General features: G+C 68.5%; 21 protein-coding genes. 9 read left to right on the top strand and 12 right to left on the bottom strand.

Going from position 1 to position 24,075, the window contains the following annotated elements:
- Positions 1–24: 24 nt before the first annotated feature.
- Together TF1_RS12380 and TF1_RS12375 are read left to right on the top strand one after the other, a co-directional pair.
- Positions 25–1,128 carry an adenosine deaminase gene (locus tag TF1_RS12380; RefSeq protein WP_011292986.1) on the top strand — a complete coding sequence of 368 codons (1,104 nt, stop codon included), beginning with the start codon at positions 25–27 and terminating at the stop codon, positions 1,126–1,128.
- The gene (locus tag TF1_RS12375; RefSeq protein WP_011292985.1) at positions 1,125–1,697 is read left to right on the top strand and encodes a PH domain-containing protein; all 573 of its coding nucleotides are present in this window, start codon (positions 1,125–1,127) and stop codon (positions 1,695–1,697) included. Before TF1_RS12380 ends, TF1_RS12375 begins: the two co-directional genes overlap by 4 nt.
- A 369-nt stretch (positions 1,698–2,066) precedes the next feature.
- On the opposite strand, the gene TF1_RS12370 is transcribed toward TF1_RS12375, so the two are convergent.
- Complete coding sequence (locus TF1_RS12370) at positions 2,067–2,516, bottom strand: gamma-glutamylcyclotransferase (protein ID WP_011292983.1); 450 nt, start codon at positions 2,514–2,516, stop codon at positions 2,067–2,069.
- A gap of 175 nt (positions 2,517–2,691) precedes the next feature.
- Between TF1_RS12370 and TF1_RS12365 the strand changes: the two genes are divergently transcribed.
- Entirely contained in the window at positions 2,692–4,074 is a 1,383-nt protein-coding gene (locus TF1_RS12365) for an NAD(P)H-quinone dehydrogenase (protein WP_011292982.1), read from the top strand.
- A 96-nt stretch (positions 4,075–4,170) separates the two neighbouring features.
- Here TF1_RS12365 and TF1_RS12360 read toward each other — a convergent pair whose 3' ends face one another.
- The 4 genes from TF1_RS12360 to TF1_RS12345 all read right to left on the bottom strand — a co-directional run bounded on the left by TF1_RS12360 (position 4,171) and on the right by TF1_RS12345 (position 9,466).
- Positions 4,171–5,457 carry a hypothetical protein gene (locus tag TF1_RS12360; protein WP_011292981.1) on the bottom strand — a complete coding sequence of 429 codons (1,287 nt, stop codon included), beginning with the start codon at positions 5,455–5,457 and terminating at the stop codon, positions 4,171–4,173.
- Between the two features lie 296 nt (positions 5,458–5,753).
- A complete protein-coding gene (locus TF1_RS12355; RefSeq protein WP_011292980.1) occupies positions 5,754–7,517 on the bottom strand; it encodes an acetyl/propionyl/methylcrotonyl-CoA carboxylase subunit alpha in 1,764 nt (587 codons plus the stop codon).
- A 99-nt stretch (positions 7,518–7,616) separates the two neighbouring features.
- Positions 7,617–7,862 (bottom strand): acyl-CoA carboxylase subunit epsilon, encoded by a 246-nt coding sequence (locus tag TF1_RS12350; RefSeq protein WP_011292979.1) that lies wholly within the window; start codon positions 7,860–7,862, stop codon positions 7,617–7,619.
- Positions 7,862–9,466, bottom strand: coding sequence for an acyl-CoA carboxylase subunit beta (locus TF1_RS12345; protein ID WP_011292978.1), 1,605 nt, complete (start codon positions 9,464–9,466; stop codon positions 7,862–7,864). Before TF1_RS12345 ends, TF1_RS12350 begins: the two co-directional genes overlap by 1 nt.
- Before the next feature lie 251 nt (positions 9,467–9,717).
- Here TF1_RS12345 and TF1_RS12340 point away from each other — a divergent pair, with 251 nt between their 5' ends.
- The 4 genes from TF1_RS12340 to TF1_RS12325 all read left to right on the top strand — a co-directional run bounded on the left by TF1_RS12340 (position 9,718) and on the right by TF1_RS12325 (position 15,159).
- Positions 9,718–12,318 carry a phosphoenolpyruvate carboxylase gene (locus tag TF1_RS12340; protein WP_255266183.1) on the top strand — a complete coding sequence of 867 codons (2,601 nt, stop codon included), beginning with the start codon at positions 9,718–9,720 and terminating at the stop codon, positions 12,316–12,318.
- An 81-nt stretch (positions 12,319–12,399) separates the two neighbouring features.
- Positions 12,400–13,239, top strand: coding sequence for a biotin--[acetyl-CoA-carboxylase] ligase (locus TF1_RS12335; protein WP_016189199.1), 840 nt, complete (start codon positions 12,400–12,402; stop codon positions 13,237–13,239).
- A 182-nt stretch (positions 13,240–13,421) separates the two neighbouring features.
- Positions 13,422–14,432, top strand: coding sequence for an adenylate/guanylate cyclase domain-containing protein (locus TF1_RS12330; protein WP_011292975.1), 1,011 nt, complete (start codon positions 13,422–13,424; stop codon positions 14,430–14,432).
- A gap of 97 nt (positions 14,433–14,529) precedes the next feature.
- Complete coding sequence (locus tag TF1_RS12325; RefSeq protein ID WP_011292974.1) at positions 14,530–15,159, top strand: MBL fold metallo-hydrolase; 630 nt, start codon at positions 14,530–14,532, stop codon at positions 15,157–15,159.
- A gap of 15 nt (positions 15,160–15,174) precedes the next feature.
- On the opposite strand, the gene TF1_RS12320 is transcribed toward TF1_RS12325, so the two are convergent.
- The 3 genes from TF1_RS12320 to TF1_RS12310 all read right to left on the bottom strand — a co-directional run bounded on the left by TF1_RS12320 (position 15,175) and on the right by TF1_RS12310 (position 17,858).
- Positions 15,175–16,458, bottom strand: a complete 1,284-nt coding sequence (locus TF1_RS12320; RefSeq protein WP_038044118.1) for a sensor histidine kinase — start codon at positions 16,456–16,458, stop codon at positions 15,175–15,177.
- A gap of 26 nt (positions 16,459–16,484) precedes the next feature.
- Positions 16,485–17,153, bottom strand: a complete 669-nt coding sequence (locus TF1_RS12315) for a response regulator transcription factor (RefSeq protein ID WP_011292972.1) — start codon at positions 17,151–17,153, stop codon at positions 16,485–16,487.
- A gap of 237 nt (positions 17,154–17,390) precedes the next feature.
- Entirely contained in the window at positions 17,391–17,858 is a 468-nt protein-coding gene (locus TF1_RS12310) for a GtrA family protein (RefSeq protein WP_011292971.1), read from the bottom strand.
- Positions 17,859–17,965: 107 nt separating this feature from the next.
- Between TF1_RS12310 and TF1_RS12305 the strand changes: the two genes are divergently transcribed.
- A complete protein-coding gene (locus TF1_RS12305) occupies positions 17,966–19,123 on the top strand; it encodes a 5-(carboxyamino)imidazole ribonucleotide synthase (RefSeq protein ID WP_011292970.1) in 1,158 nt (385 codons plus the stop codon).
- Positions 19,120–19,653, top strand: coding sequence for a 5-(carboxyamino)imidazole ribonucleotide mutase (gene purE / locus TF1_RS12300; protein ID WP_011292969.1), 534 nt, complete (start codon positions 19,120–19,122; stop codon positions 19,651–19,653). Before TF1_RS12305 ends, purE begins: the two co-directional genes overlap by 4 nt.
- Before the next feature lie 66 nt (positions 19,654–19,719).
- Here the strand turns inward: purE and TF1_RS12295 are convergent, their stop codons facing one another.
- The 4 genes from TF1_RS12295 to TF1_RS12280 form a co-directional block, all read right to left on the bottom strand.
- Positions 19,720–20,136, bottom strand: coding sequence for a CoA-binding protein (locus TF1_RS12295; RefSeq protein WP_011292968.1), 417 nt, complete (start codon positions 20,134–20,136; stop codon positions 19,720–19,722).
- A 36-nt stretch (positions 20,137–20,172) separates the two neighbouring features.
- Positions 20,173–21,504 (bottom strand): UDP-glucose dehydrogenase family protein, encoded by a 1,332-nt coding sequence (locus TF1_RS12290; RefSeq protein WP_041428149.1) that lies wholly within the window; start codon positions 21,502–21,504, stop codon positions 20,173–20,175.
- Positions 21,505–21,725: 221 nt separating this feature from the next.
- A complete protein-coding gene (locus tag TF1_RS12285) occupies positions 21,726–22,355 on the bottom strand; it encodes a hypothetical protein (protein WP_061783910.1) in 630 nt (209 codons plus the stop codon).
- Positions 22,356–22,483: 128 nt separating this feature from the next.
- Positions 22,484–24,013, bottom strand: coding sequence for an LCP family protein (locus TF1_RS12280; protein WP_061783909.1), 1,530 nt, complete (start codon positions 24,011–24,013; stop codon positions 22,484–22,486).
- Positions 24,014–24,075 lie beyond the last annotated feature (62 nt).

Raw genomic sequence — 24,075 nt, 5'->3', positions numbered from 1 at the left:
GGTTCCGGTGGGAAGCTGATTTCCATGGATGCTAAGCCGACCCTGGAACAGATCCGCCGCGCCCCCAAAGTGCTGCTGCACGACCACCTCGACGGCGGGCTGCGGCCGCAGACGATCGTCGAACTCGCTGATGCTGCCGGCTATACCGACTTGCCGACCGACGACCCGGAAGAGCTGGGCGCCTGGTTTGTGGCGGCGGCCAATTCGGGGAGCCTCGAACGCTACCTGGAGACTTTTCGGCACACGGTCGCGGTGATGCAGACCCGGGAAGCGTTGGAGCGGGTCGCCGCCGAATGCGTGGAGGACTTGGCAGCAGACGGGATCGTCTACGCCGAGGTCCGTTACGCCCCAGAACAGCATCTGCGCGGCGGGCTGCGCCTGGAAGAGGTGGTGGAAGCCGTCCAGGCAGGGTTCGCGGAGGGAGTCCGGCGGGTGGCGCACCGCGGCGCGGTGATCCAGGTGCGGACGCTGCTGACCGCGATGCGGCAGGCGGCGCGCTCCCGGGAGATCGCCGAGCTTGTGGTGCGCTACCGGGACGAGGGCGTGGTGGGGTTCGACCTTGCCGGGCCCGAAGCGGGCTTTCCCCCCAGTCGGCACGTGGACGCGTGCACGTACCTGCGGCAGCAGAACGCGTATTTGACGATCCACGCGGGGGAGGCGTCCGGCCTGCCGTCGATCTGGGAGGCGCTGCAGTGGTGCGGTGCGGACCGGATAGGCCATGGGGTGCGCGTCGTCGAGGACATTGAGGCGGCGGACGAGCACCTGCACGGGGCACGGCTGGGGCGGCTCGCCTCCTATGTGCGGGACAAGCAGATCCCGCTCGAGATCTGCCCGAGTTCGAATGTGCAGACCGGGGCGGCTCCTTCGTTGGAAGCCCACCCGATCCATCTGCTGCACCGGCTGCGGTTCCGGGTCACGGTCAACACCGATAACCGGTTGTTGGGAGGAATTACGCTATCTGACGAGTTTGCCGCGCTGGTGGACACGTTCGGTTACGGGTGGGATGACTTGGAGAGTTTCACGGTGAACGCGATGAAGTCGGCTTTCGCGTCGTTCGATGAGCGGTTGGTGCTGGTCAACGGCCGGATCAAGCCGGGGTTTGCGCAGCTCAAGTGGGGCGGGCGGTGACGACGTTCCGGCAGCCTTTCTCCCACTTCATGGGGTGGGCGTGGCTGGTGATCTCCGCGCTCCTGCTCGTCGACCTGGTGGTGCGGGGCAAGGATTTCAGCGCGGTGGTGTCGGGTGCGGTCCTGCTCATCACGGTGGGGGTGGCCTACGTGGTGGCGATCCGCCCCAAGGTGGTGGCGACCGAGGACGGGGTCCGCCTGGTCAATCCGCTGCGGGAAGTCTTTGTGCCGTGGTCGGCTTTCACGTGGGCTGATGTCTCCGACGTGCTGCGGGTCCACGCCGACGACCAGGTGTTCCGCTCGTGGGCGGTGCGGGAGAACAAGCGCGCCGAGGTGCGGGAGAACCTGCGGCGGCTCAACGGCTACGGGGAGGGGCCGGACGACCCGCGTCAGATGCGTCCCGCCGAGCGGGTGGCGTGGACGCTGCGCTCCCAGGCGGAGCAGCGCAAGGCCCGCGCGGGGAAGGGGGCAGGTGCCGGGGCGGGGCCGACCGTGGCGTGGTCGCCGGATGCGGTGGCGTCTCTTGCGGTTCCGGTGGCGCTGTGGCTGGCGTCGCTGATCGTGATGTGATGGACGTCCCCTTGACCCCCACACCCAAGTCGGGTTAGGTTAGGCATGCCTAAAGAGAACGGGGTGGTTGTGGGGCGCGGACCACAACCGCTCGGCTGTCTCGGGTGAAACGCGGGTCGCCCGAGAACGGTGAGTACAGCCCGGCAAGGGTTGCGCGGATCAGCGCCGGGATGTACAGCGTCACAGACCGTCGGCACGGCACCGGTGCGGAAACATCTCGGCACGGGATGCTGCTCGCCACGCCGCGCCAGGTGCCGACCCGGCGGATCGGGGCTCCGCGGCTTTCGGAGGGGAGGCGGACGTCCGCCACGACCATGCGGGCGTGGCGCTTCTCCTCCGAAAGCTGGGGCCGGAACTCTGCGCAGCCGGTTACCGCGGTTCACACGGCCGAGAACGCAGCGCCTGGACATAGTCGGCCGGCGCTCCGGCCTTCTGCGCTGCAGAAGCGATCATCTCCAGGTACCGGGCGGAAGGCAGCCCGCCCTCGTAGTCGTTGAGGATGTGGATCCACGCGGTCACCTCCCCGTTGAACAGGGTGGTTGCCCGCACTTTGATCCTGGAATACAGGCCGATGTCGCTCCCCTCCCAGCTGTCCAGCGCGTGCAGGTCCCGCTCGGTGACGTCGTAGAGCGCCACGAACACGCTGGACGTCACGTCCTCCACCACGGTGGCCAGAGCACCGTCGCCCTGCGCTCGGCCGCCGCCGAATGTCAGCCTCCAACCTTCCAGCCACCCGGTGTCCCACAGCGGGGAATGCGGCGCGCACCTGGCCATCTGATCCGGGTCGAGCGTGGTGGCGTATGCGGCGTAGAGGGGCACGGGGCCATGTTACGACCTCTTCTCCCTTTCGCGCCTGCCAAATCGCCGCTTGGGGATGCGCGACAATGGAGGGCACCGACCAGTAGGCGATACCGGCGCCCGCGGCCTACCCGGCTGGGGCGTGTCCACCACGAGCGGACCTCGCGGCCGAAGAACATTAAGGAGTGGATGGGACGTGACGAAGGTCGTCATTATCGGAGGCGGACCCGGAGGTTACGAGGCGGCCCTCGTCGCTGCGCAACTGGGAGCCGACGTCACGGTCATCGAACGCGACGGTATCGGTGGTGCATCCGTACTCACCGACTGCGTACCCTCCAAAACACTGATCGCCACGTCCGTGCGCACCTCGTACGTCAAAGAGGCAGCGACACTGGGTATCAACGTGGGCAACGAACCCGAGGACAAAGACCTTGTCCGGGTCGAGCTCAAAACCGTCAATGCGCGAGTCAAACGCTTGGCGCAAGCCCAGTCGGTCGACACCGCGAACCGGCTGAGGACGGAAGGCGTCGAGATCATCATCGGCGAGGCCAGACTGGTCGATCCGCACATCGTCGCCGTCGGCGACGAGCGGATCCGCGCCGATGTCGTGCTCATCGCTACCGGGGCGCATCCGCGCGAACTGCCCACGGCCCGCCCGGACGGTGAGCGCATCCTCACCTGGCGGCAGTTGTACGACCTCAACGAGCTGCCTGAGAAACTTATCGTGGTTGGATCCGGAGTGACCGGGGCCGAGTTCGCCAACGCCTACCAGGCCCTCGGATCCGACGTGACCCTCGTCTCCTCCCGGGACCGGGTCATGCCCACCCAGGATGCGGACGCTGCCCGCGTGCTGGAAGACGTGTTTGCCCGCCGCGGCATGACCGTGCTGGGGAACTCCCGCGCCGAGTCGGTGACCCGCACCGATGCCGGGGTGCTGGTCCGGCTCACCGACGGCCGGGTCATTGAAGGCAGTCACTGCCTCATGACGGTCGGCATGGTGCCCAACACCGCCAACCTCGGCCTGGAAGAAGCGGGAATCCGGCTGGACGAGCGGGGTTTCGTCCAAGTCGACCGGGTGTCGCGGACCTCCACCCCCGGGGTGTATGCAGCCGGGGACTGCACCGGCGTCAACATGCTTGCCTCCGTGGCCGCCATGCAGGGGCGGATCGCGATGTGGCACGCGCTCGGGGCTGCCGTGTCCCCGCTGCGCCTGTCCACTGTCGCTTCCACGGTGTTCACCCATCCCGAGCTCGCCGCAGTCGGCGCTACCGAGGACGACGTGGTGTCGGGCCGGGTGGACGGCCGCATCGTCAAACTGCCGCTGGCCACCAACCCGCGCGCCAAGATGCACAACACGCGCGACGGCTTCGTCAAGCTCATCTGCCGCCAGCACACCGGGATCGTGCTCGGCGGCGTTATTGTCGGTCCGCGAGCCAGCGAGCTCATCCTCGCGGTCTCCCTGGCGGTCCAGCAGCGGCTCACCGTCGACGACGTCGCGCACACGTTCGCGGTCTACCCGTCGCTGTCGGGAAGCGTGACCGAGGCGGCCCGCTCCCTCATGCAGGGCTTCCCTGAATAGGGAGCAGCGCGGGGCGCGACTCCTGCCCGAGGAGAAAGGGGTCCCGGCCGGATCAGCCGAGACCCCTACGCTGCCTGGTGTGCCGGAGACCGACGGTCAGAAGTCGCCGAAACCGCCAAAGTCTCCTCCGTCGAATCCGCCGCCGCCGAAGTCGCTGAAACCGCCTCCGTCGCCGCCGAAGTCGCCGAAGCCTCCGTCGTCACCACCGAAGTCGTCCATGCCAGCGCCCATACCGGCGCCCAGCATGCTGGCTCCCATCATCGAGCCCATCATGTTGCCGATCATCATGCCGGTGAACATGCCCATCATCATGTCCATACCGAAGTAGCCGCCCGCGTACGGCGCATAGGCGGGGCCCGCGTCGTAGTAGGCCACCCGGCGGCCGCCCATGTCGACCATGCGCACATCGGGGTGCATGCCGGACAGGACAGCGCTGGCGCAGGCCTGGCATGCCGGAACCGAGCGGACTGCGCCGCCCGGGGGCGCCCAGTCGATGTCCCGCACCGACGGGCCGTGCTGCGGGTTGAAGAAGCAGGGGGCGCGGCGCTCCGGCACCGGTTCACCCGCCAGCCGGGCGCGGGTCGCGGTCATGTAGTAGCGGCCGTCTTCCAAAGCGTTGGTCACCCGCTGGATCTCGTCGGCGCGGGTGATGGTCTCCAGCTCCGCCTTGGCCCGGTCGTAGGCGTTCAGCGCTTTGGCGTAGTCCTCGCGGGTCGCCTCGTCGGCTGTGCTGAGGTCGAGGTCGAGGCGGGCGATGTCCTCGCCGAGCAGGGTCACGTCCTCGGCGACAGCCTTCTTGACTTCCGCCAGCTCCCGGGCTGCCTGGGCTTCCCGCTTCTTCTTCGACCGGTAGAGGAAGAAGCCGGTGCCGACGATGGCGAGGATGAACAGGCCCAGCAGCACCATGCCGAAGATGCCCGAGGCTGCGGCCGCGTCCGCTTGGGCTTCGGCTTCGTTGGCGAAAGCCACGGCTGCGTCGGGGACGGTGCTCATCCGCTGGGCGGCCTCCTCGGCCGCGGCGACATCGGAGGGAGAGAGCACGGTGGAGTCAGCCGCGGTGGTGTTGCCGATGAAGACCAGGTAGGAGCCGTCGCCGACGTCTTGCTGCACTTCCGCCATGAAGGAGCCGAGCTCCGCCTGCGACGTGAACTCTTCTTCGGGGAAGACGACAAAGTAGACCGGGGTGTCGACGTTCTCCGCGGCCTGGCTCATCAGTTCCGCGTCGCGGTCGGTGACACCGGTGGCGTCCGGGTCGATGTAGACGTGGGAGCTGTTCAGCGCGTCGGCGACTTCGTCCACGCTGGGGTCCGCGTATGCGGGTGCGGCAGCCACGGCGGCAGCGGCCACCGCGGCGAGTGTGGTGATTGCTAGTCGGCGCACCATGATCCGTCCGTTCCTCTCGCCTCTCTCACCTATGACGACGAATGGGGTGGGGGTTTGGGTTCCCGCGCGGGCGGTCCATGACCGCGCAAGCTCGGAAAAGCCGGCGGGAGCCGTGCCGGGCGGTTGTGCTGCTGCGCCCGTGCGAGGGAGCGGGGGAGCCTTACCTCGTGGCGTCTATCTTCCTCGCTGCGGGCCCAGGGCGGCCAGGGCGAGAGGACATCCACCTCGGGCGGGAGTGCGCGCAGGCCGGGCGGGCCGCTGGACGGTCCGCCCGGCCTGGTGAGGAGCGCTACGGGTCAGGAGCTTTTGATCTCGCAGATCACCGCGCCGTTTCCGACGGTCTCGCCGGCGCTCACCGACAGGCCGGTGACGGTACCGGACTTGTGCGCGGTCAACGGCTGCTCCATCTTCATGGCTTCGATGACGACGATCGTGTCGCCTTCCGAAACCTCCTGGCCGTCGGAAGCCACGACTTTGACGATCGTGCCCTGCATCGGGCTGACCAGGGCGTCGCCGCTCACCGCTGCCGCGGACTTCTTCCGTGAGCCGCCGCGTTTGCCCGACTTCTTCGCGGGGGCGGAAGCGGACAGGTCCGCACCCAAGCCGGCAGGCAGGACCACTTCGAGCCGTTTGCCGTCGACTTCGACGGTGACCTTCTCCCGTTCCGCGGCTTCGGTCTGCTCCACGTCGCCCGAGAACGGCTCGATCACCCCGTCGAATTCGGTTTCGATCCACCGGGTGTGCACGCTGAACGGCTGCTCCGGGTCGGCCGGGGCGAACGCCGGGTGGCGGACGACCGCCTGGTGGAACGGGATCACGGTGGGCATGCCGCCGACTTCGAACTCGGCGAGGGCGCGCCGCGCCCGCTCCAGGGCTTCGGTGCGGGTCCGGCCGGTGACGATGAGCTTGGCCACCATCGAGTCGAACGCCTGCGGCACGGTGAAACCGGGCTCGCAGCCGGTGTCTACGCGCACGCCCGGTCCGCCGGGCAGCCGCATCGACGTGATCGTGCCGGGGGCGGGCATGAAGTTGCGGCCGGCGTCTTCGGCGTTGATGCGGAACTCGAAGGAGTGGCCGCGTACCTCAGGGTCGTCGTAGCCCAGTTCTTCCCCGGCTGCGATGCGGAACATCTCCCGCACCAGGTCGATACCGGTGACTTCTTCGGTGACCGGGTGCTCCACTTGCAGGCGGGTGTTGACTTCCAGGAAGGAGATGGTGCCGTCGGCGCCGACCAGGAACTCGCAGGTGCCCGCGCCGACGTAGCCGGCCTCCCGCAGGATCGCCTTGGAGGAGGAGTACAGCAGTTCCACCTGCTCGTCGGTGAGGAAGGGGGCGGGGGCCTCTTCGACCAGCTTCTGGTGGCGGCGCTGGAGCGAGCAGTCGCGCGTGGAGACCACGACCACGTTGCCGTGGGCGTCGGCCAGGCACTGGGTCTCCACGTGGCGCGGCCGGTCCAGGTAGCGTTCCACGAAGCATTCGCCGCGGCCGAATGCGGTGACTGCTTCACGTACCGCCGACTCGTACAGGTCGGGGATCTCCTCCATGGTGCGGGCGACCTTCAGGCCGCGCCCACCGCCGCCGAACGCGGCTTTGATTGCGATGGGCAGGCCGTGCTGCTCGGCGAAGGCCAGCACTTCGTCGACGCCGGACACCGGGTCCGGGGTGCCCGCGACCAGCGGCGCGCCGACCTTTTGCGCGATGTGGCGGGCCTTGACCTTGTCGCCCAGGGCGGTGATCGCCTCGGGGGGAGGGCCGATCCAGGTCAGTCCAGCGTCGATCACGGCCTGGGCGAAGTCAGCGTTTTCTGCGAGAAATCCGTAGCCGGGGTGGACGGCGTCCGCCCCCGACTTGGCCGCGATCGCCAGGATCTTGTCGATGTCGAGGTAGCTGTCGGCGGGGGTCTGCCCGCCGAGGGCGTAGGCTTCGTCGGCGACTTTGACGTGGAGCGCGTCGATGTCGGGTTCGGCGTAGACCGCGACGCTGCCGAGGCCTGCGTCCCGGCAGGCGCGCGCCACCCGGACAGCGATCTCGCCTCGGTTGGCGATGAGAACTTTACGCACGGTCGAACATTCCTCCTGGAGGGGCATCGGGCGTCGATGCCGTGGGCAAGTCTGCGGGCTGCAGGCCCGCAGCGGGGTGCGGGCAGAGGGGCCGGCGGGTTATCCCGGGTGGAAGCTGCGGCGCCAGGCGTCAGGGCTGGGCCGCGGCGGCACGCCGAGCAACCGGGCGCGGTCGCGCCAGCCTGAGCGGGGGGCAGCGCCCGCGGCCCGGCTGCGGGCGGCCTGGATGGCCCGGGCGCGGGCGGTGAGGACTGCGACGAGCGCCGCCGTCTCCTCAGGTGTGGGGGAGCCCCGCACGACCCGCAGGAAGGGGGCGGGAGTGGGCTGGGTGTGGTCGCTGGTCATCAGAGTGGGATATTCCCGTGCTTCTTGGGCGGGAGCTGCTTGCGTTTGCCGCGCAGCGCACGCAGGGCTTTGATGACGGACGTGCGGGTTTCCGACGGCATGATGACGCTGTCGACGTAGCCCCGTTCGGCCGCGCTGTACGGGTTGAGCAGAGTGTCTTCGTATTCGGCGATGAGCTGGGCGCGGGTCGCTTCGACGTCGTCGGCGGCGGCGAGGGTACGCCGGTGCAGGATGTTGACGGCACCCTGGGCTCCCATGACCGCGATCTGCGCGGTCGGCCACGCCAGGTTGATGTCTGCACCCAGGTGCTTGGAGCCCATGACGTCGTAGGCGCCGCCGAACGCTTTGCGGGTGATGATGGTCACCAGGGGGACGGTCGCCTCAGCGTAGGCGTAGAGCAGTTTGGCGCCGCGCCGGATGATGCCGCCGAACTCCTGGTCGGTTCCGGGCAGGAAGCCGGGGACGTCGACCAGGGTCAGCACGGGGATGTTGAAGGCGTCGCAGGTGCGGACGAACCGGGCGGCTTTCTCGGAGGCGTCGATGTCCAGGCAGCCCGCGAGGTTCATCGGCTGGTTGGCGACGACACCTACCGGGTGGCCTTCGACCCGGCCGAAGCCCACGATGATGTTCTGCGCGAACAGTTCGTGGACTTCCAGGAACTCCCCGTCGTCCACGATGTGTTCGATGACGCGGCGCATGTCGTAGGGCTGGTTGGCCGAGTCGGGGATGAAGGTGTCCAGCTCCCGGTCTTCCTCGGTCACCTCCAGGGTCACCTGGACGGGTTCGACGGGCGGCTCGTCCAGGTTGTTGGAGGGCAGGTAGGACAGCAGCGCCTTGACGTACTCCAGGGCGTCGTGCTCGTCGGAGGCCATGTAGTGGGCCACGCCCGACTTGGTGTTGTGGGTGCGTGCGCCGCCCAGCTCCTCCATGGTGACGTCTTCACCGGTGACCGTCTTGATGACGTCGGGCCCGGTGATGAACATCTGGGAGGTCTGGTCGACCATGACGATGAAGTCGGTGAGGGCGGGCGAGTAGACGTGGCCGCCTGCTGCTGCCCCCATGACGAGCGAGATCTGGGGGATGACCCCGGAGGCGTGGGTGTTGCGTTTGAAAATCTCGGCGTAGAGGCCCAGCGCCACCACGCCCTCTTGGATGCGCGCGCCGCCGCCTTCGTTGATGCCGATGACCGGGCAGCCGGTTTTGAGCGCATGGTCGAGGACTTTGACGATCTTCTCGCCGTAGACCTCGCCGAGGGAACCGCCGAAGACGGTGACGTCCTGGCTGAACACGGCGACCGGTCGGCCGTCGATGGTGCCGTAGCCGGTGACGACGCCGTCGCCGTAGGGGCGGTTCTTCTCCAAGCCGAAGTTGGTGGACCGGTGACGCGCGAAGGCGTCGAACTCCACGAAGGAGCCCGGGTCGAGCAGGGCGTCGATGCGCTCGCGGGCGGTCATCTTGCCCTTGGCGTGCTGTTTTGCTACGGCTCGTTCGGAGCCTGCGTGGACCGCCTCGTAGCGGCGTCGCTGCAGGTCTGCGAGTTTGCCCGCGGTGGTGCGAATGTCGATCTGGTCCGCGGGCAGCGGTTCAGGGGCTTGGGTCGCCATAAGGCCTCAGAGTATTAGTCCGGTTCTTCGTTCAACTGGGGAGATACGGGTTACTCATCGGTGGTGTCGGTGCGCGGGTCTTTGACCTGGCACATTCCGTCTCCACGGGACTTCTTTTGATGATAACAGTTCTCATGTTTATCGCTCGAGGTGCCTACGCTGCGCGATAAAAAGAACACCCCTACGTTCAAGTGGAGTAGACCAATCTGGGTATCGTCTGTGCCATGACACGCGACAGCGCCCGCCAGGAGATGCCCGACCAGCTTCGCCGCGACGTCCGGTTGCTCGGCGAAATGCTCGGCACCGTACTTGCCGAGAGTGGCGGTCAAGACCTGCTTGACGATGTGGAACGACTCCGCCGCGCCGTCATCGGAGCTCGCGAGGGGACGGTCGAGGGCAAAGAGATCACCGAGCTCGTCGCCTCGTGGCCACTGGAACGCGCCAAGCAGGTGGCGCGTGCCTTCACCGTCTACTTCCACCTGGTCAACCTGGCTGAAGAGCACCACCGTATGCGCGCCCTGCGGGAACGCGACGACGCGGCCACACCGCAGCGCGAATCGCTGGCTGCCGCAGTGCACTCCATCCGCGAAGACGCCGGGCCAGAGCGGCTGCGCGAACTCATCGCGGGCATGGAATTCCACCCGGTCCTGACCGCGCACCCCACCGAAGCGCGCCGTCGCGCCGTCTCCACCGCGATCCAGCGCATCAGTGCCCAACTGGAACGCCTGCACGCGGCCCACCCGGGAAGCGGCGCCGAAGCCGAGGCGCGTCGCAGACTCCTCGAAGAAATCGACCTGCTGTGGCGAACATCACAGCTCCGCTATACGAAGATGGACCCGCTCGACGAAGTGCGGACCGCCATGGCCGCCTTCGACGAGACCATCTTCACCGTCATCCCCGAGGTCTACCGCAGCCTCGACCGGGCGCTCGACCCCGAAGGCTGCGGACGGCGCCCCGCGCTGGCGAAAGCCTTCGTCCGCTACGGCAGTTGGATCGGCGGTGACCGCGACGGCAACCCCTTCGTCACCCACGAAGTGACGCGGGAAGCCATCACCATCCAGTCCGAGCACGTGCTGCGCGCCCTGGAAAACGCCTGCGAACGCATCGGCCGCACCCACACCGAGTACACCGGCCTCACCCCGCCCAGCGCGGAACTGCGCGCCGCGCTGAGCAGCGCCCGGGCTGCCTACCCGCGCCTGATGCAGGAGATCATCAAGCGCTCGCCCAACGAACCCCACCGCCAGCTCCTGCTGCTCGCCGCGGAACGGCTCCGCGCCACCCGGCTGCGCAACGCCGACCTCGGCTACCCCAACCCGGAAGCGTTCCTCGCCGACCTGCGGACCGTCCAAGAGTCGCTTGCTGCCGCGGGCGCTGTGCGCCAAGCCTACGGCGAACTCCAAAACCTCATCTGGCAGGCCGAAACCTTCGGCTTCCACCTCGCGGAACTGGAAATCCGCCAGCACAGCGCAGTCCACGCCGCCGCACTCAAGGAGATACGCGCTGGCGGGGAACTGTCCGAACGTACCGAGGAAGTCCTCGCCACCCTGCGGGTCGTCGCCTGGATTCAGGAGCGGTTCGGCGTGGAAGCATGCCGCCGCTACATCGTCAGCTTCACCCAGTCCGCTGACGACATCGCCGCCGTCTACGAGCTCGCCGAGCACGCCATGCCCCCGGGCAAGGCGCCCATCCTCGACGTCATCCCGCTCTTCGAAACCGGTGCCGACCTGGACGCGGCCCCCCAGGTCCTCGACGGCATGCTCCGCCTGCCCGCCGTCCAGCGCCGCCTCGAGCAGACCGGCCGCCGCATGGAAGTCATGCTCGGCTACAGCGACTCCGCCAAGGACGTCGGCCCGGTCAGCGCCACCCTGCGGCTCTACGACGCCCAGGCGCGGCTGGCCGAATGGGCGCGCGAGCACGACATCAAACTCACCCTGTTCCACGGCCGCGGCGGTGCCCTGGGCCGCGGCGGCGGGCCCGCCAACCGGGCCGTCCTCGCCCAGGCCCCCGGATCGGTGGACGGCCGCTTCAAGGTCACCGAGCAGGGCGAAGTCATCTTCGCCCGCTACGGTCAGCGGGCGATCGCCCACCGCCACATCGAACAGGTGGGCCACGCCGTGCTCATGGCCTCCACCGAAAGCGTGCAGCGGAGAGCCGCCGAGGCAGCCGCCCGGTTCCGCGGTATGGCTGACCGCATCGCCGAAGCCGCCCACGCCGCCTACCGCGCCCTCGTCGACACTGAAGGGTTCGCGGAGTGGTTCTCCCGGGTCAGCCCGTTGGAGGAGCTGAGTGAGCTGCGGCTGGGGTCGCGTCCGGCGCGCCGCTCGGCTGCCCGCGGCCTCGACGACCTCCGCGCTATCCCGTGGGTGTTCGCCTGGACCCAGACCCGGGTCAATCTGCCTGGCTGGTACGGGCTCGGCAGCGGCCTGGCCGCGGTCGACGACCTGGAAGCGCTGCACACCGCCTACAAGGAGTGGCCGCTGTTCGCCTCGCTGCTGGACAACGCCGAGATGAGCCTGGCCAAGACCGACCGGGTGATCGCCGAGCGCTACCTCGCGCTGGGCGGGCGTCCAGAGCTCACCGAACAGGTCCTCGCCGAATACGACCGCACCCGGGAACTGGTCCTCAAAGTCACGCGGCACACCCGCCTCCTCGAGAACCGCCGGGTGCTGTCCCGCGCGGTCGACCTGCGCAACCCCTACGTGGACGCCCTTTCGCACCTGCAGCTGCGTGCTCTGGAAGCCCTGCGCACCGGGGAAGCCGACCGGCTGTCCGAGGAGGACCGCAACCACCTGGAACGGCTCCTGCTGCTCTCGGTCAACGGTGTGGCCGCAGGGCTCCAGAACACTGGGTGAGCGCCGAGCTGCGGCAATTCCATGGCAAAGCCGCCCTCTCCCTGCGGGGGAAGGCGGCTTCGCCGTTGCTTGAATGGGACTATGCCTTCTTCGCTCCACTCCGACCTGAGCAGGCCGCCCCTGGACCAGCAGGCGCTCCACCAGGCCCTGGTCCAGCCGGGAGCGCTGTGGACCAGCGTCCACGTCGTGCCGTCGCTCGGATCCACCAACACCGAGCTGCTCGCCCAGGCGCGGCAGGGCGCTCCCGCGGGCACGGTGCTCGTCACCGAGCACCAGACCGCGGGACGCGGCCGGCTCGGCAGGTCGTTCCACACCCCGGCGCGGGCCGCACTGACCTTCTCGGTCCTGCTGCGCCCCACGGTCCCGTCCGCCCGCTACGGGTGGCTGCCCCTGCTCATGGGGGCGGCGACCGCCGCCGGGGTGCGGCGGGTCGCCGCGGTCGACGCCCAGGTGAAATGGCCCAACGACGTTCTCGCCCAAGACCGCAAAATTGCGGGCATCCTCTCCGAAGCCGTCTTCGGCCCGTCCGGGCCGGCCGTGGTGATCGGCACAGGGCTCAACGTCACCCAGACCGCGGCGGAACTCCCCGTGCCCACGGCCACCTCGCTGGCGCTCGCCGGAGCGTCCTGCGTCGACCGCGGCCTCCTGCTCTGCGCGATCCTGCAGGCGTTCGCGGACCGCTACACCCGCTGGGTCGAGCACGATGGGGACGCTGAGCGCAGTGGACTGGCCGCGGAGTATCGTTCTGTGTGTTCTACTCTTGGTCAACAGGTGCGCGTCCACCTCCCCGGCAACAGCGTGGTGGAGGGTACGGCCATGGGGATCGACACGGACGGGCGACTCCAGGTACGCTCCGACGGCGGTCGCGACCACGCCCTGACCGTGGGAGACGTCGTCCACGTCCGCTTCGCCGGCCCCTGACCACCTCCCGCTTCGCCCATCCGCCGGCCCGCAGCCCTTCAAGCAGGTGTTTCTTGACGGGGAAGCCCGAGAAGGGCTAAACCGACAGTCATGCGCGCCTCACCTCGCTAGGAGGGGTGTCGGCTCACCCATGTCCAGCGGGCGTCACCCCTACCGCCCCGACCTCGAATACGAGAGAACCCATGCCGTCTCGTCCTGACCCCAAGGAGACCGAAGCCGTCCTCATGGGAGGCGAGGCGCGGTATACCCGTGATGAGGTGGTGCGACTCGCGGGAACCTCGCCTGAGTTCGCCGCCAGGATCTGGCGGGCGCTGGGATTCGCTGCCCGCGAGGACGACGTTCCCGCTTACACCGACAGCGATGTCGAGGCGATGCGGGTCACCGCCCGGCTGATCCGCGACGGTCTCCTCACCGAAGAGGCCTCTATCCGTCTCGCCCGCGCCATGGGCCAGACGATGATCCGCCTCGCCGAATGGCAGACCAGCATCCTCACCACCCTGTCGTACAAACCGGAGGTCGACACCGACGGGCATCTGGGACCGCTGGTGGGGCTCGCCAAAGAGCTGCTGCCCGACATGGAGACCCTGCTGCTGCATGTGTGGCGCCGCCAGCTCGTGGCGGCTGTCTCGCGCAGCCTGGCAGTCCAAGAACAGCAGAGCGAGGACGCTTCCCCCCACTACTTTCCGCTCATCGTCGGTTTCGCGGACCTGGTCTCCTTCACCACGCTCAGCAGGGAACTGGACGAGGTCGCCCTCGCCGACGTGGTGGAGGGGTTCGAAGCGACCTCCGCCGACATCGTCGCCTCCTGCGGCGGCCGGATCGTCAAAACCCTGGGGGACGAGATCCTCTACGTCGCCGACGACGCCCGCTCGGCCGCGGACATCGCCCTGCAGCTCGCCGCCGGCGTCAAAACCCACGTCGAAGTGCCGGACGTGCGGGTCGGAGTGGCCTACGGTCCGGTGCTGGCCCTCCTCGGCGACGTGTTCGGCACCACGGTCAACCGGGCCAGCAGGCTCACCTCCTTCGCCCGCCCCGGCACGGTCCTCATCGACGAGGCCCTCGCCGCCCAGCTCAAAGACGAAGAGGGCTTCCAGGTCGTAGCGGTGCGCGCCCGCCACGCGCACGGCCTGGGGCAGCTCCAGCCCTACGCGCTGCGGCGCAGTTTCGGGTCGGCAGCGGCCGCACGCGGGTGACCCCGCCGCGTTACTCTCCCACGGCTGCCGGGAAGGCCTTGAACGAAGAGGTCGCCCGCGCGGTGCCGTGAGACGACGGAAAGCGGTGGTACATCCCATGACCGACAGTCCTGACACGGCAGTTCCCGTCACGGTCAGCGGGGTCGTCACCTCGGGAGTGCTGCCTCCCGAAGCCCGGACCCGGGAAGGCAGCGCCAACGTGTGGATCATCGGGGACGACCGCGGCGCGATCGTGATCGACCCGGCGCACGACCCGGTGGCGATCTCCCGCGGTCTCGGTGACCGCGAACTGATGGCAGTCGTGTGCACGCACGCCCACGAAAGCCATGTGAACGCAGCGGAAACCCTCGCAGACCTCACCAGCGCACCGATTCTGCTCCACCCGGCTGACCTGCCGCTGTGGTACCGGCGCCACCCCCGCCGCGAACCGGATGCGCCCCTGCTGGACGGGGAAGTCCTCCAGATCGGTGCGGTTGAACTGGAGGTGCGGCACACCCCCGGGTACACCCCTGGCTCGGTCTGCCTGTATGTGCCTGCGCTCGCCACCGTGTTCACCGGTGACACCCTGCTCGGGCACGGCGCGAGCGGAGAGTATGCTCCGGACGACCCGGAGACGCTCCGCACTTCGGTGGCGGGACGCCTCTTCACCCTGCCGCCGGAGACCACGGTCTACTCCGGGCACGGCGCCGCGGCCCCGATCTCCGCCTGGGCAGCCCAAGCGGAGTGAGACGGGAGCGGCGGGTCAGGCAGGCCCCGTGGTCCGCGCCAGAGTGGCCCGGCCCGGGGGGAGGAAGAGCGCGAACGTCGTCGGCTTGGACTGGATGAACTCCACCCGGGCGCCTTCGGACTCGGCGATGTGCCGAGCCAGCGCCAACCCCAGTCCGGTGCCGTTGCCACTCGTCACTTCACGCTCGAAAATGCGGGGGACGAGGTCTTCCGGAATCCCTTCGCCTTCGTCGCTCACCTCGATCCGCACGGACTGTCCGGTTTCGACGCGGCGGACAGTCACCGTGCCAGCCCCGTGCTTGAAGGCGTTCTCCACGAGGGTCGCCAGGATCTGGGCCAGGTCGGTGGGCACGGTCATCGCGGTCAGCCCCGGCTGGCCGGCGAGCTGGATCTTCCGCCCGGCCTGGGTGAACACCGGCCGCCACTCTTCCATGAACTGCTCGATCACATCGTCGATCGCGACCGGTTCCAGTTTGGGGTTCTGGGTGCGGCGGGCTCGTCCGAGCAGGCTTTCCACGATGTCGACGAGCCGTTCAGTCTGGGCGAGCGCGGCCTCGCCCTCCTCGCGGACCACATCGGGTTTGTCTGCTTCAGCGATGATCTCTTCCAGCCGCATCGACAGCGCGGTCAGCGGAGTGCGCAACTGGTGGGAGGCGTCGGTAGCGAAGTGCCGCTCAGTGGAGATCAGGCTGGCGATGCGTTCGGCGCTGCGGTCTAAGACTTCAGCCACGGCGTCGGCTTCGGGAATGCCGTAGCGGTGACCCCAGGGGCTGATGAATCCGGAACCGAGCCGTTCTGCGGCTGCCGCCAAGTCCACGAGCGGCAGGGTGAGCCGTCTCGCCTGCAAGATCGCCAGTCCTACCGCCACGCCGATCGCCAGCAGGGACAGGGAAGCGATCCCCAACCAGGCGCTGATGATCTCCTCGCGCACCCCCCGGGTGTCCCGCCACACCGAGATGGAGGCTCCGCTGGCGGAGACCACAGTCGCGTTGAGCGCTGCAGGCGCGTCGGAAGCGTGCGGATCGTACTCCCAGCCTCCGGTCACCACGGTGGAGGAGCCGCTAGGAGTGATCTGGATATGCCGCTGGGGGTAGACCTTGGCGAAGTAGGCGGCGTCGACGCGGCCCTCGCGCATGAGCTGGGTGTCCACCTCGGTGCCGATGATCTCGGCTTCCCGCTGGAGTTGGTCGATGTTCGCGTTGTTCACCTGTTGGTAGGTGAGCGCCCCCAAGGGCAGCCCGAGCAGTAGTACCGCGACGATGGCCACCACGAGGGTGGAGAACAGCATCCTCCTGCGCATAGTGCCTCGTCAACGCCGCGGGCGCCTCACTCCTTCTCGAACCGGAAGCCGACCCCCCGCACCGTAGTGATGTAGGAGGGCTGGTTGGCGTCGTCGCCGAGCTTCCGGCGCAGCCAGGAAATGTGCATGTCCAGTGTTTTCGTGGACCCCCACCAGTTGGTGTCCCATACCTCCCGCATGATCTGCTCCCGGGTGACCACCTTGCCCGCTTCGCGGACCAGGACCCGCAGCAGGTCGAACTCTTTCGTGGTCAGTTGCAGTTCGCGGTCGCCGAGCCAGGCTCGGCGGGAGTCCGTGTCGATGCGCACCCCGTGGACGACGGGGACTTCGCCGCCGCCGCGGCGCAGCAGGGCCCGGACCCGGGCCAGCAGCTCTGCCAGGCGGAAGGGTTTGGTGACGTAGTCGTCGGCCCCCGCGTCCAGTCCGACGACGGTGTCCACCTCGTCGGCCCGGGCGGTGAGGATGAGAATCGGAGTTCCGTGCCCTTCGGAACGCAGCCGCCGGGCTACTTCGAGCCCGTCCAGTTCGGGCAATCCCAAGTCCAAGACGAGCAGGTCGATGTCGCCGCTACGGGCACGGTCGAGTGTTTCCATACCGTCGACGGTGACGTCGACTGAATATCCTTCCCGCCGGAGCGCGCGGGCCAACGGTTCAGAGATCGAAGCATCGTCTTCGGCCAGCAAAACGCAGGTCATAGCACTGATCGTAAGACTCTCGCTGAGATTTTCGGGTTACGCTCGCCGATGGACCAGAGATTTCCTAAAAATGTGCAACTCCTGTCTTCGCCAGGTGCTGCCTATTTCGCGCAGTCCTCTGGTCCTAGAGATAGCGGCTCTGTGAAAAAAGAAGTTTACTGAGCAAATAATCCTTTTTGTTGTTGGCCTTGTCGAAAGTAAGTAAAAACCTTTTTACGAAAAATTGAGTGAATAGGGCTACCCCTGCTCCGCTTCTGCGGCAGACACCCGGTGCGGGGCGCGGAACACCCACCGGCGGTAGCTCCAGAACCGGAACAGGGTGCCCAGGCCCACCCCCACCACATTGCCTGCGATGTTCCGTGCCAGCGGGCCGTCCAGCCCGAGGACCGCGATCGTGAACCACAGGCAGGCGACCTGGATCCCCAACCCCACCGCGTTCAACCCGAAGAACATGACATACGACCACAGCAGATGGCCGTGCGAACGGTGCCGGAACGTCCAGAACCGGTTGCCGAGGAACGCCACCACGGTGGCGCAGACCGTGCCCAGCGCCTGCCCCACGAGTTCCGGAAGGCCCAGCGCATACCAGAACACGTTGGTGGCGACCAGTTGCGTCACATAGGCCACCGCGCCGACCACGCCGAATTTGGCCAGCTCGTGGATGAGTTGGGCGAAACGCTGGTACACCGTGGAGAGCAACCGCACGAGCCGTTCCGATCTGAACCAAGAGGATTACTAGACTTTTCCGGGTTCCCGCGTCGGTGGAAAGCGGGGCCGCACCCCAGTATCCGTGAACGAGAGGTGAGGCAGCCGTGAGCGAGACTAACCGGACCGTCCCCGTCGTCGGCATGGTGGGAGGCGGCCAACTCGCCCGGATGACCCACCAGGCGGCGATCGCGCTGGGCGTGGACTTCCGCGTCCTGGCGGCCCGCCCCACCGACAGTGCGGCGCGGGTCGTCGCCGACGTGCACCTCGGCGACGACCGGGGCCGCGACGACCTGCTCGCCTTCGCCAAAGACAGCGACGTGGTGACGTTCGACCACGAGCACGTCCCCCAGCCGGTGCTGCGGGAACTCCACGACGCCGGGATCGTGCTGCGCCCCGGCCCGGAAGCGCTGCACCACGCCCAAGACAAGCTGGTCATGCGCACCCGGCTGAGCGAACTCGGCGCCCCCTGCCCGCGGTGGCGCGGCATCACCAGCCTGGACGAGGTCACCGAGTTCGCCGGGCAGACCGGCTGGCCGGTGGTGCTCAAAGCGGCCCGCGGCGGCTACGACGGCAAAGGCGTGTGGGTAGTCGGCGATGCAGCAGAGGCCGCGGCCGTCGTAGAGCGCGCCGCCCGCGAGCAGGTCCCGCTGCTGGTCGAAGAGAAGATCGCGTTCCGCCGGGAACTCGCGGTCCAGGTCGCCCGCTCCCCCTACGGCCAGGTCGCGGCCTACCCGGTGGTGGAGACCGTGCAGCGCGGCGGAATCTGCCACGAAGTGATCGCTCCTGCCCCCCACCTGTCCGAAGACCGGGCGGTGGCCGCCCAGGAGCTCGCCATCGAACTGGCCGCTGCGTTGGACGTGGTGGGGCTGCTCGCCGTGGAACTGTTCGAAACCGACACGGGTGTCGTCGTCAACGAGCTGGCGATGCGGCCGCACAACTCCGGCCACTGGACGATCGACGGCGCCTGCACGTCGCAGTTCGAACAGCACCTGCGGGCCGTCCTGGACCTGCCCCTGGGGTCGCCGCGCACTGTGGCCCCCTTCACGGTGATGGCGAACCTGCTCGGCGGGCACGACCCCCACGTGTTCAACCGCTACATTCATGTCATGGCCCGGGACCCGGAGCTGAAAGTGCACTTCTACGGCAAAGAAGTCCGGCCCGGCCGCAAGATCGGACACGTGACCGTGGTCGGGGACGACCCCGAAGCCCTGCTGGAGAGAGCTAGAACTGCCGCCGCCTACCTCAAGGGAGACGCACAGTGAGCCAGAGCCCGCCCGCCGTCGGCATCGTGATGGGAAGCGACTCCGACTGGCCGTTCATGGAAGAGGCAGCCGAGGCACTGGACGAGTTCAGTGTCCCCTACGAGGTTGACGTGGTCTCGGCGCACCGGATGCCGCACGAGATGATCGCCTACGGCTCCCAGGCAGCGGAGCGGGGCCTGAAAGTCCTCATTGCCGGGGCCGGCGGGGCAGCCCACCTGCCGGGCATGCTCGCCTCGGTCACTCCGCTGCCGGTCATCGGGGTGCCGGTCCCGCTGAAGTACCTCGACGGGCTCGACTCGCTGCTGTCCATCGTGCAGATGCCCGCGGGAGTCCCGGTGGCCACGGTGGCGGTGGGCGCGGCCCGCAATGCGGGCCTGCTGGCAGTGCGGATCCTCGGCGCCCACGACGAGGAGCTGCGCGCGAAGATGGCCGACTTCCAGGACGACCTCAACCAGCAGGCCAAAGCCAAGGGGGAGCGGCTGCGCCGCAAACTCACGGAAGGCTCCTCGTTCGGCTTCGGCGCCCGCTGAGCCCGGAGCACCCGCCCAGCGACATTCCGAGCCCGGCCCTGGATCGAGCAGTCTCGTCGGCCGGGCTCATCCCACCAGGCGCGGCCATTCGATCGCGGGACAGCGGTCCATCACCATGGTGCGCCCCGCGGCCAGCACCCGGTCGGCAGCGGCAGGATCCACCACTCCCAACTGGAACCACACGCCCTGGACTTCAGGCCGGGTGAGCGCCTCGTCGGCAACCGCGCCCGCCTCTGCGGAGCGGCGGAACACGTCCACCACGTCCACGTCGAAGGGAATGTCGGTGAGCGAGGCGTACCCCCGCTCACCGTGCACTGTTGCCGCGGTGGGGTGCACCGGCACGATCCGTTTGCCGCGCTCCTGCAGGAACCGGGCCACCGAGTAGGCGGGGCGGTGCGGATTGGCGCCCAGCCCCACAATCGCCCACACCTCGGTGTCCACGAGCAGCCGGCGGATCGCTTCCGGATCATTGAGCTGTGCCATACCGTGTCCCCCTCGTGCGGAACAGCAACGGGCCGGTCACGGGCGCCCAAGAGCCCGGTACGTCCAGCCGCGGGAACGCCAGTAGTCGGGGTCCAGCGCGTTGCGGCCGTCCACGATCCGCTTCTCAGCCACCACCTTGCCGAGCTCGTCCGGGTCGGCATCCCGGAACTCGGCCCACTCGGTGAGGAGGAGAACCACTTCGGCGTCCCGGACCGCTTCCAGCATCGTGTGCGCGAAGTTCAACTGCGGGTAGGCGCGCTTGGCGTTCTCCAAAGCCTCCGGGTCGTAGACCGTGACCCGGGCGCCCAGCGAGTTGATCGTAGCCGCCACGTCCAGTGCGGGAGAGTCCCGGATGTCGTCGGAGTTCGGTTTGAAGGACGCGCCCAGCACACCGACGGTGCGTCCGGCGAAGCTCCCGCCGATGAGGCCGCGCGCGATGTCGATCGTGCGGGCACGGCGCCGCTGGTTGATGGCGTCGACCTCGCGCAGGAACGACAGGGCCGATTCCACTCCCAGCTCGTCGGCGCGCGCCATGAACGCGCGGATGTCCTTGGGCAGGCAGCCGCCGCCGAAACCCAGGCCAGGGCCGAGGAACTTGCCGCCGATCCGGTCGTCGTAGGAGAGCGCCTTGGCCAACTGGATCACGTCCGCGCCCACCGCTTCGCACACCTCGGCCATCGCGTTGATGAAGGAGATCTTGGTGGCGAGGAACGCGTTGGCGGAGACTTTGACCAGTTCCGCGGTCTGCAAGTCGGTGACCAGGAACGGGATGCCCCGTTCGATCTGGCTGGCGCAGATTTCCCGCATCACCTGCTCGACCCGGGGGGAGTCGGTGCCGAGGACGATCCGGTTCGGGTTGAGCGTGTCTTCCACCCCGTGGCTTTCCCGCAAGAACTCCGGGCTCCAACCCAGTTCCACGGCTTCACCCGCGGGGGCGAGGGCCCGGAACCGGGCGGCGAGGCGGGCCGCGGTACCCACCGGCACCGTGGACTTTCCGATGATGACGGCGGGCCGAGTCAGCAGGGGGGCCAGCGTGTCGACCACGGCGTCGACATACCGTAAGTCGGCTGCGTTGGAGTTGGCCTGCTGCGGGGTCCCGACACAGATGAAGTGCACGTCAGCGAAGGCCGCGACTTCGGCGTAGTCGGTGGTGAAGCGCAGCCGGCCAGCGGCCAGGTTGCGGTTGAGCACCTCTTCGAGACCCGGTTCGTAGAACGGCACCCGACCGGAGGAGAGGCTTGCGATCTTGCTCTGGTCCGTGTCGAGCCCGAGGACGTCGAACCCCAGGTCCGCCATGCACGCGGCGTGGGTCGCTCCGAGGTATCCGGTGCCGAGCACCGCGATTCTGAGGCGCTGCTTCTCCGCCAATGGAATCAGTCCTTCCTCACCGACCGGCCTAGGAATGCTATCTGCGGGCTGTTCCACCGCCCCAGGGCCCCCTCCGGGTCACGTGCCGCCACGACCGCTCACTGGCGTGCACGAGGGGCGGTTAATCCCAACACGGTAGTCGGCTTGAACCCTGTCGAACTCCCGCACAGCACAACAGACTGCAAGAAATTGGACAGCGTCTGGTGAGGCAGGACCGTGGTTTACCGTCCGTCGCCGAACACCCGAGTGTGATGGTCGTCATCCCCCGCCAGCGGATGGATGCCGTCCTCGCCGCGGCGGAACGGGAGAGTCGTCCGAGTAGCCAGGTCGTCGGCCTGGTCGGAGGCGGGAGGCGGGTCTGCGGGAGGCGGCGGGGTCGGCGTGGGGCCGTGTTCCCGGGCCGGGGGCGGAAGCGGCGGGTACACCTCCTCGGACCAGGGCTGGCTTCGCGAACGCCATCGGGACGGCACGAGCGCGGAGAGGAACAGCAGCGTGCCGAGCGTGCACAAGAGCGGCAGCCCGGGGCCCAGCGGATGGACCAGCGAGTCGGAGCCTACCAGCCACGCCGGGAGGAGCTGCGTCAGCGAGCCGGGGTCGAGGAGCGCCCACAGGGGGCCGCCGAGAAGCACTCCGCCGGAGACGAACGCAGCAAGCGGCGAGAACCGGGTTGCAGCGAGGACTGCGCCGAGCAGGCCGACCCCCATCAGGACGGCGCAGGCGGTGGGCAGCGGGACGCTGGACTCCTGTCCAGCGGCGTGTCGAGCGATCTGATCGCCCGCCCATGCCACGCCGACCCACAGCAGCGGGGTGACCGCGACTCCGGCGAGCAGACCGAGCAGGTGGCGTACCACGGGCCCTCCTTAACAACCGGTGTTCTCTCTCCCTACCACCGGGAGGCAGGAAACTCACTTCTGTCCGCCTCACCGGGACAACGCGCGGTAGCCGCCCGTGGTTTCCGGGACCGCGTACGGCCCGGAGTTCACCGGCACACGTTCTCCGCTGCGGTGCGCGTGTGCACGGTCTCCCGGCCGCCGACGTCCACCGGCTGCTCGGCAATCGGGGAGGCGGCGTGGGCGGGTACGGCTACCCCGGTGTGGTTCACGCCGGCGATCACTTGGAGGCGGCCTCCCAGCCCCGGGTCGACTTCGGCGCGCGCCCCCGGAATGCTCTCCACGAGCAGGGTGGCGGCGTCCTCGCGCTCCGGGGAGTAGCGGACCAGGGTCTCGGCGAGGTCCTGCTGCGGCCAGTTCCCGGCGCTCTCCGGCACCTGGAACCCCGACTCCAGCAGTTCGACACGCACCTGGGCGCCCAGCCCGGGAATGGTGGTGCCGTTGTAGACCTCCACGGTCACCTCGTCCGGGGAGGGGAGGGCTGAGTCTTCCGCGGACTGCGGCTGGGGGATGGGCCGGTCCGCAGCGATCGCGGTGAACAGTTCGGTGGCGTGCTGTTCATGCCAGGTGACCGCGACTTCGCCGCTCGGCGTCCAAAAGTCGATCCGGTCCACCGGAACCTGGGTAAACGTGACGTCGTCGAGGCCGAGGGAACGCAGCTGCGTGCCCAACTGGATGAGGGCAGCGGTGTCCAGCGTGTCGTCGACCGTGATCGAGCCGAGCGCGGTCTCCACGAACTGGGCGAGCCGGGCCGGGTCGCTGAGGATCTGCGCATTGAGCGCCTCGTCGAGCAGTGCGGCCAGCACCTGCTGCTGCCGGTCGATGCGGTCCAAGTCGCCGTGCGGGCTTTTACGGGTGCGGGCGAAAGCCAGCGCTTGGGTGCCCTGCAGGCGGTGGGTTCCGGCTTCGAGGGACAGGTGGGCCTTCTCGTCGTGGATCGCCTCGGGCAGGCAGACGGTGATCCCGCCGAGCGTGTCCACCACTTCCACGAACCCGGTGAAGTCGATCTCCACGTAGTGGTCGATGCGCACCCCCGTGGCCGCTTCCACGGTCTGCACGGCCAGTTGCGGTCCGCCCAGGGAGTAGGCGGCGTTGATCTTGTCAGGGCCGTGGCCGGGGATCCGCACCCAGGAGTCCCGGGGGATGCCCACCACGGTGATGTGCTCCCGCTGGTGGTTGAGGTGGACCAGCATCATGGTGTCCGAGCGCCGCCCTTCGACGTTGCCCACCCCCAGTTCGGAGCGTTGGCGGGAGTCCAGACCGCTGCGGTCGTCGGAGCCGATCACCAGGAAGTTCAACGCGCCCTGGGAGGCCGGGGGACGGTTCTCGTCCAGCAGGCCCGTGAAGACGTCGTAACGGTGCAACTGGTCAGAGAGCCAGCCGGTGACCGCCCATGAGCTTCCCGACACCAGCAGGACCACAGCGGACAGGAACCCGCACAGCAGTAGTGCGGCGCGGCGCCGTCGGGCGGCCGCGCTGGGCAGCCACGGCAGCTGGTCTGCGGGGGCGCGGCGACGGGGCGGGATGTTCTGATGCGGGGGGAGCGGTCCCGACCGGATCCGTCGAAACTCGGGTACTTCCCCTAACGGGCGGGGTGTGTCGTTACCGTCCTCGTTCACCGGTTGTCCTCCCGAACCATCCGGCCCGCCGCTGCCGCGGGAGCAGTCCGAGCCGCCGACTC

This window comes from Thermobifida fusca NBRC 14071 = JCM 3263, from assembly GCF_001592045.1.
Classification (GTDB): domain Bacteria; phylum Actinomycetota; class Actinomycetes; order Streptosporangiales; family Streptosporangiaceae; genus Thermobifida; species Thermobifida fusca.
This window is presented reverse-complemented; position numbering and strand designations above follow the sequence as displayed.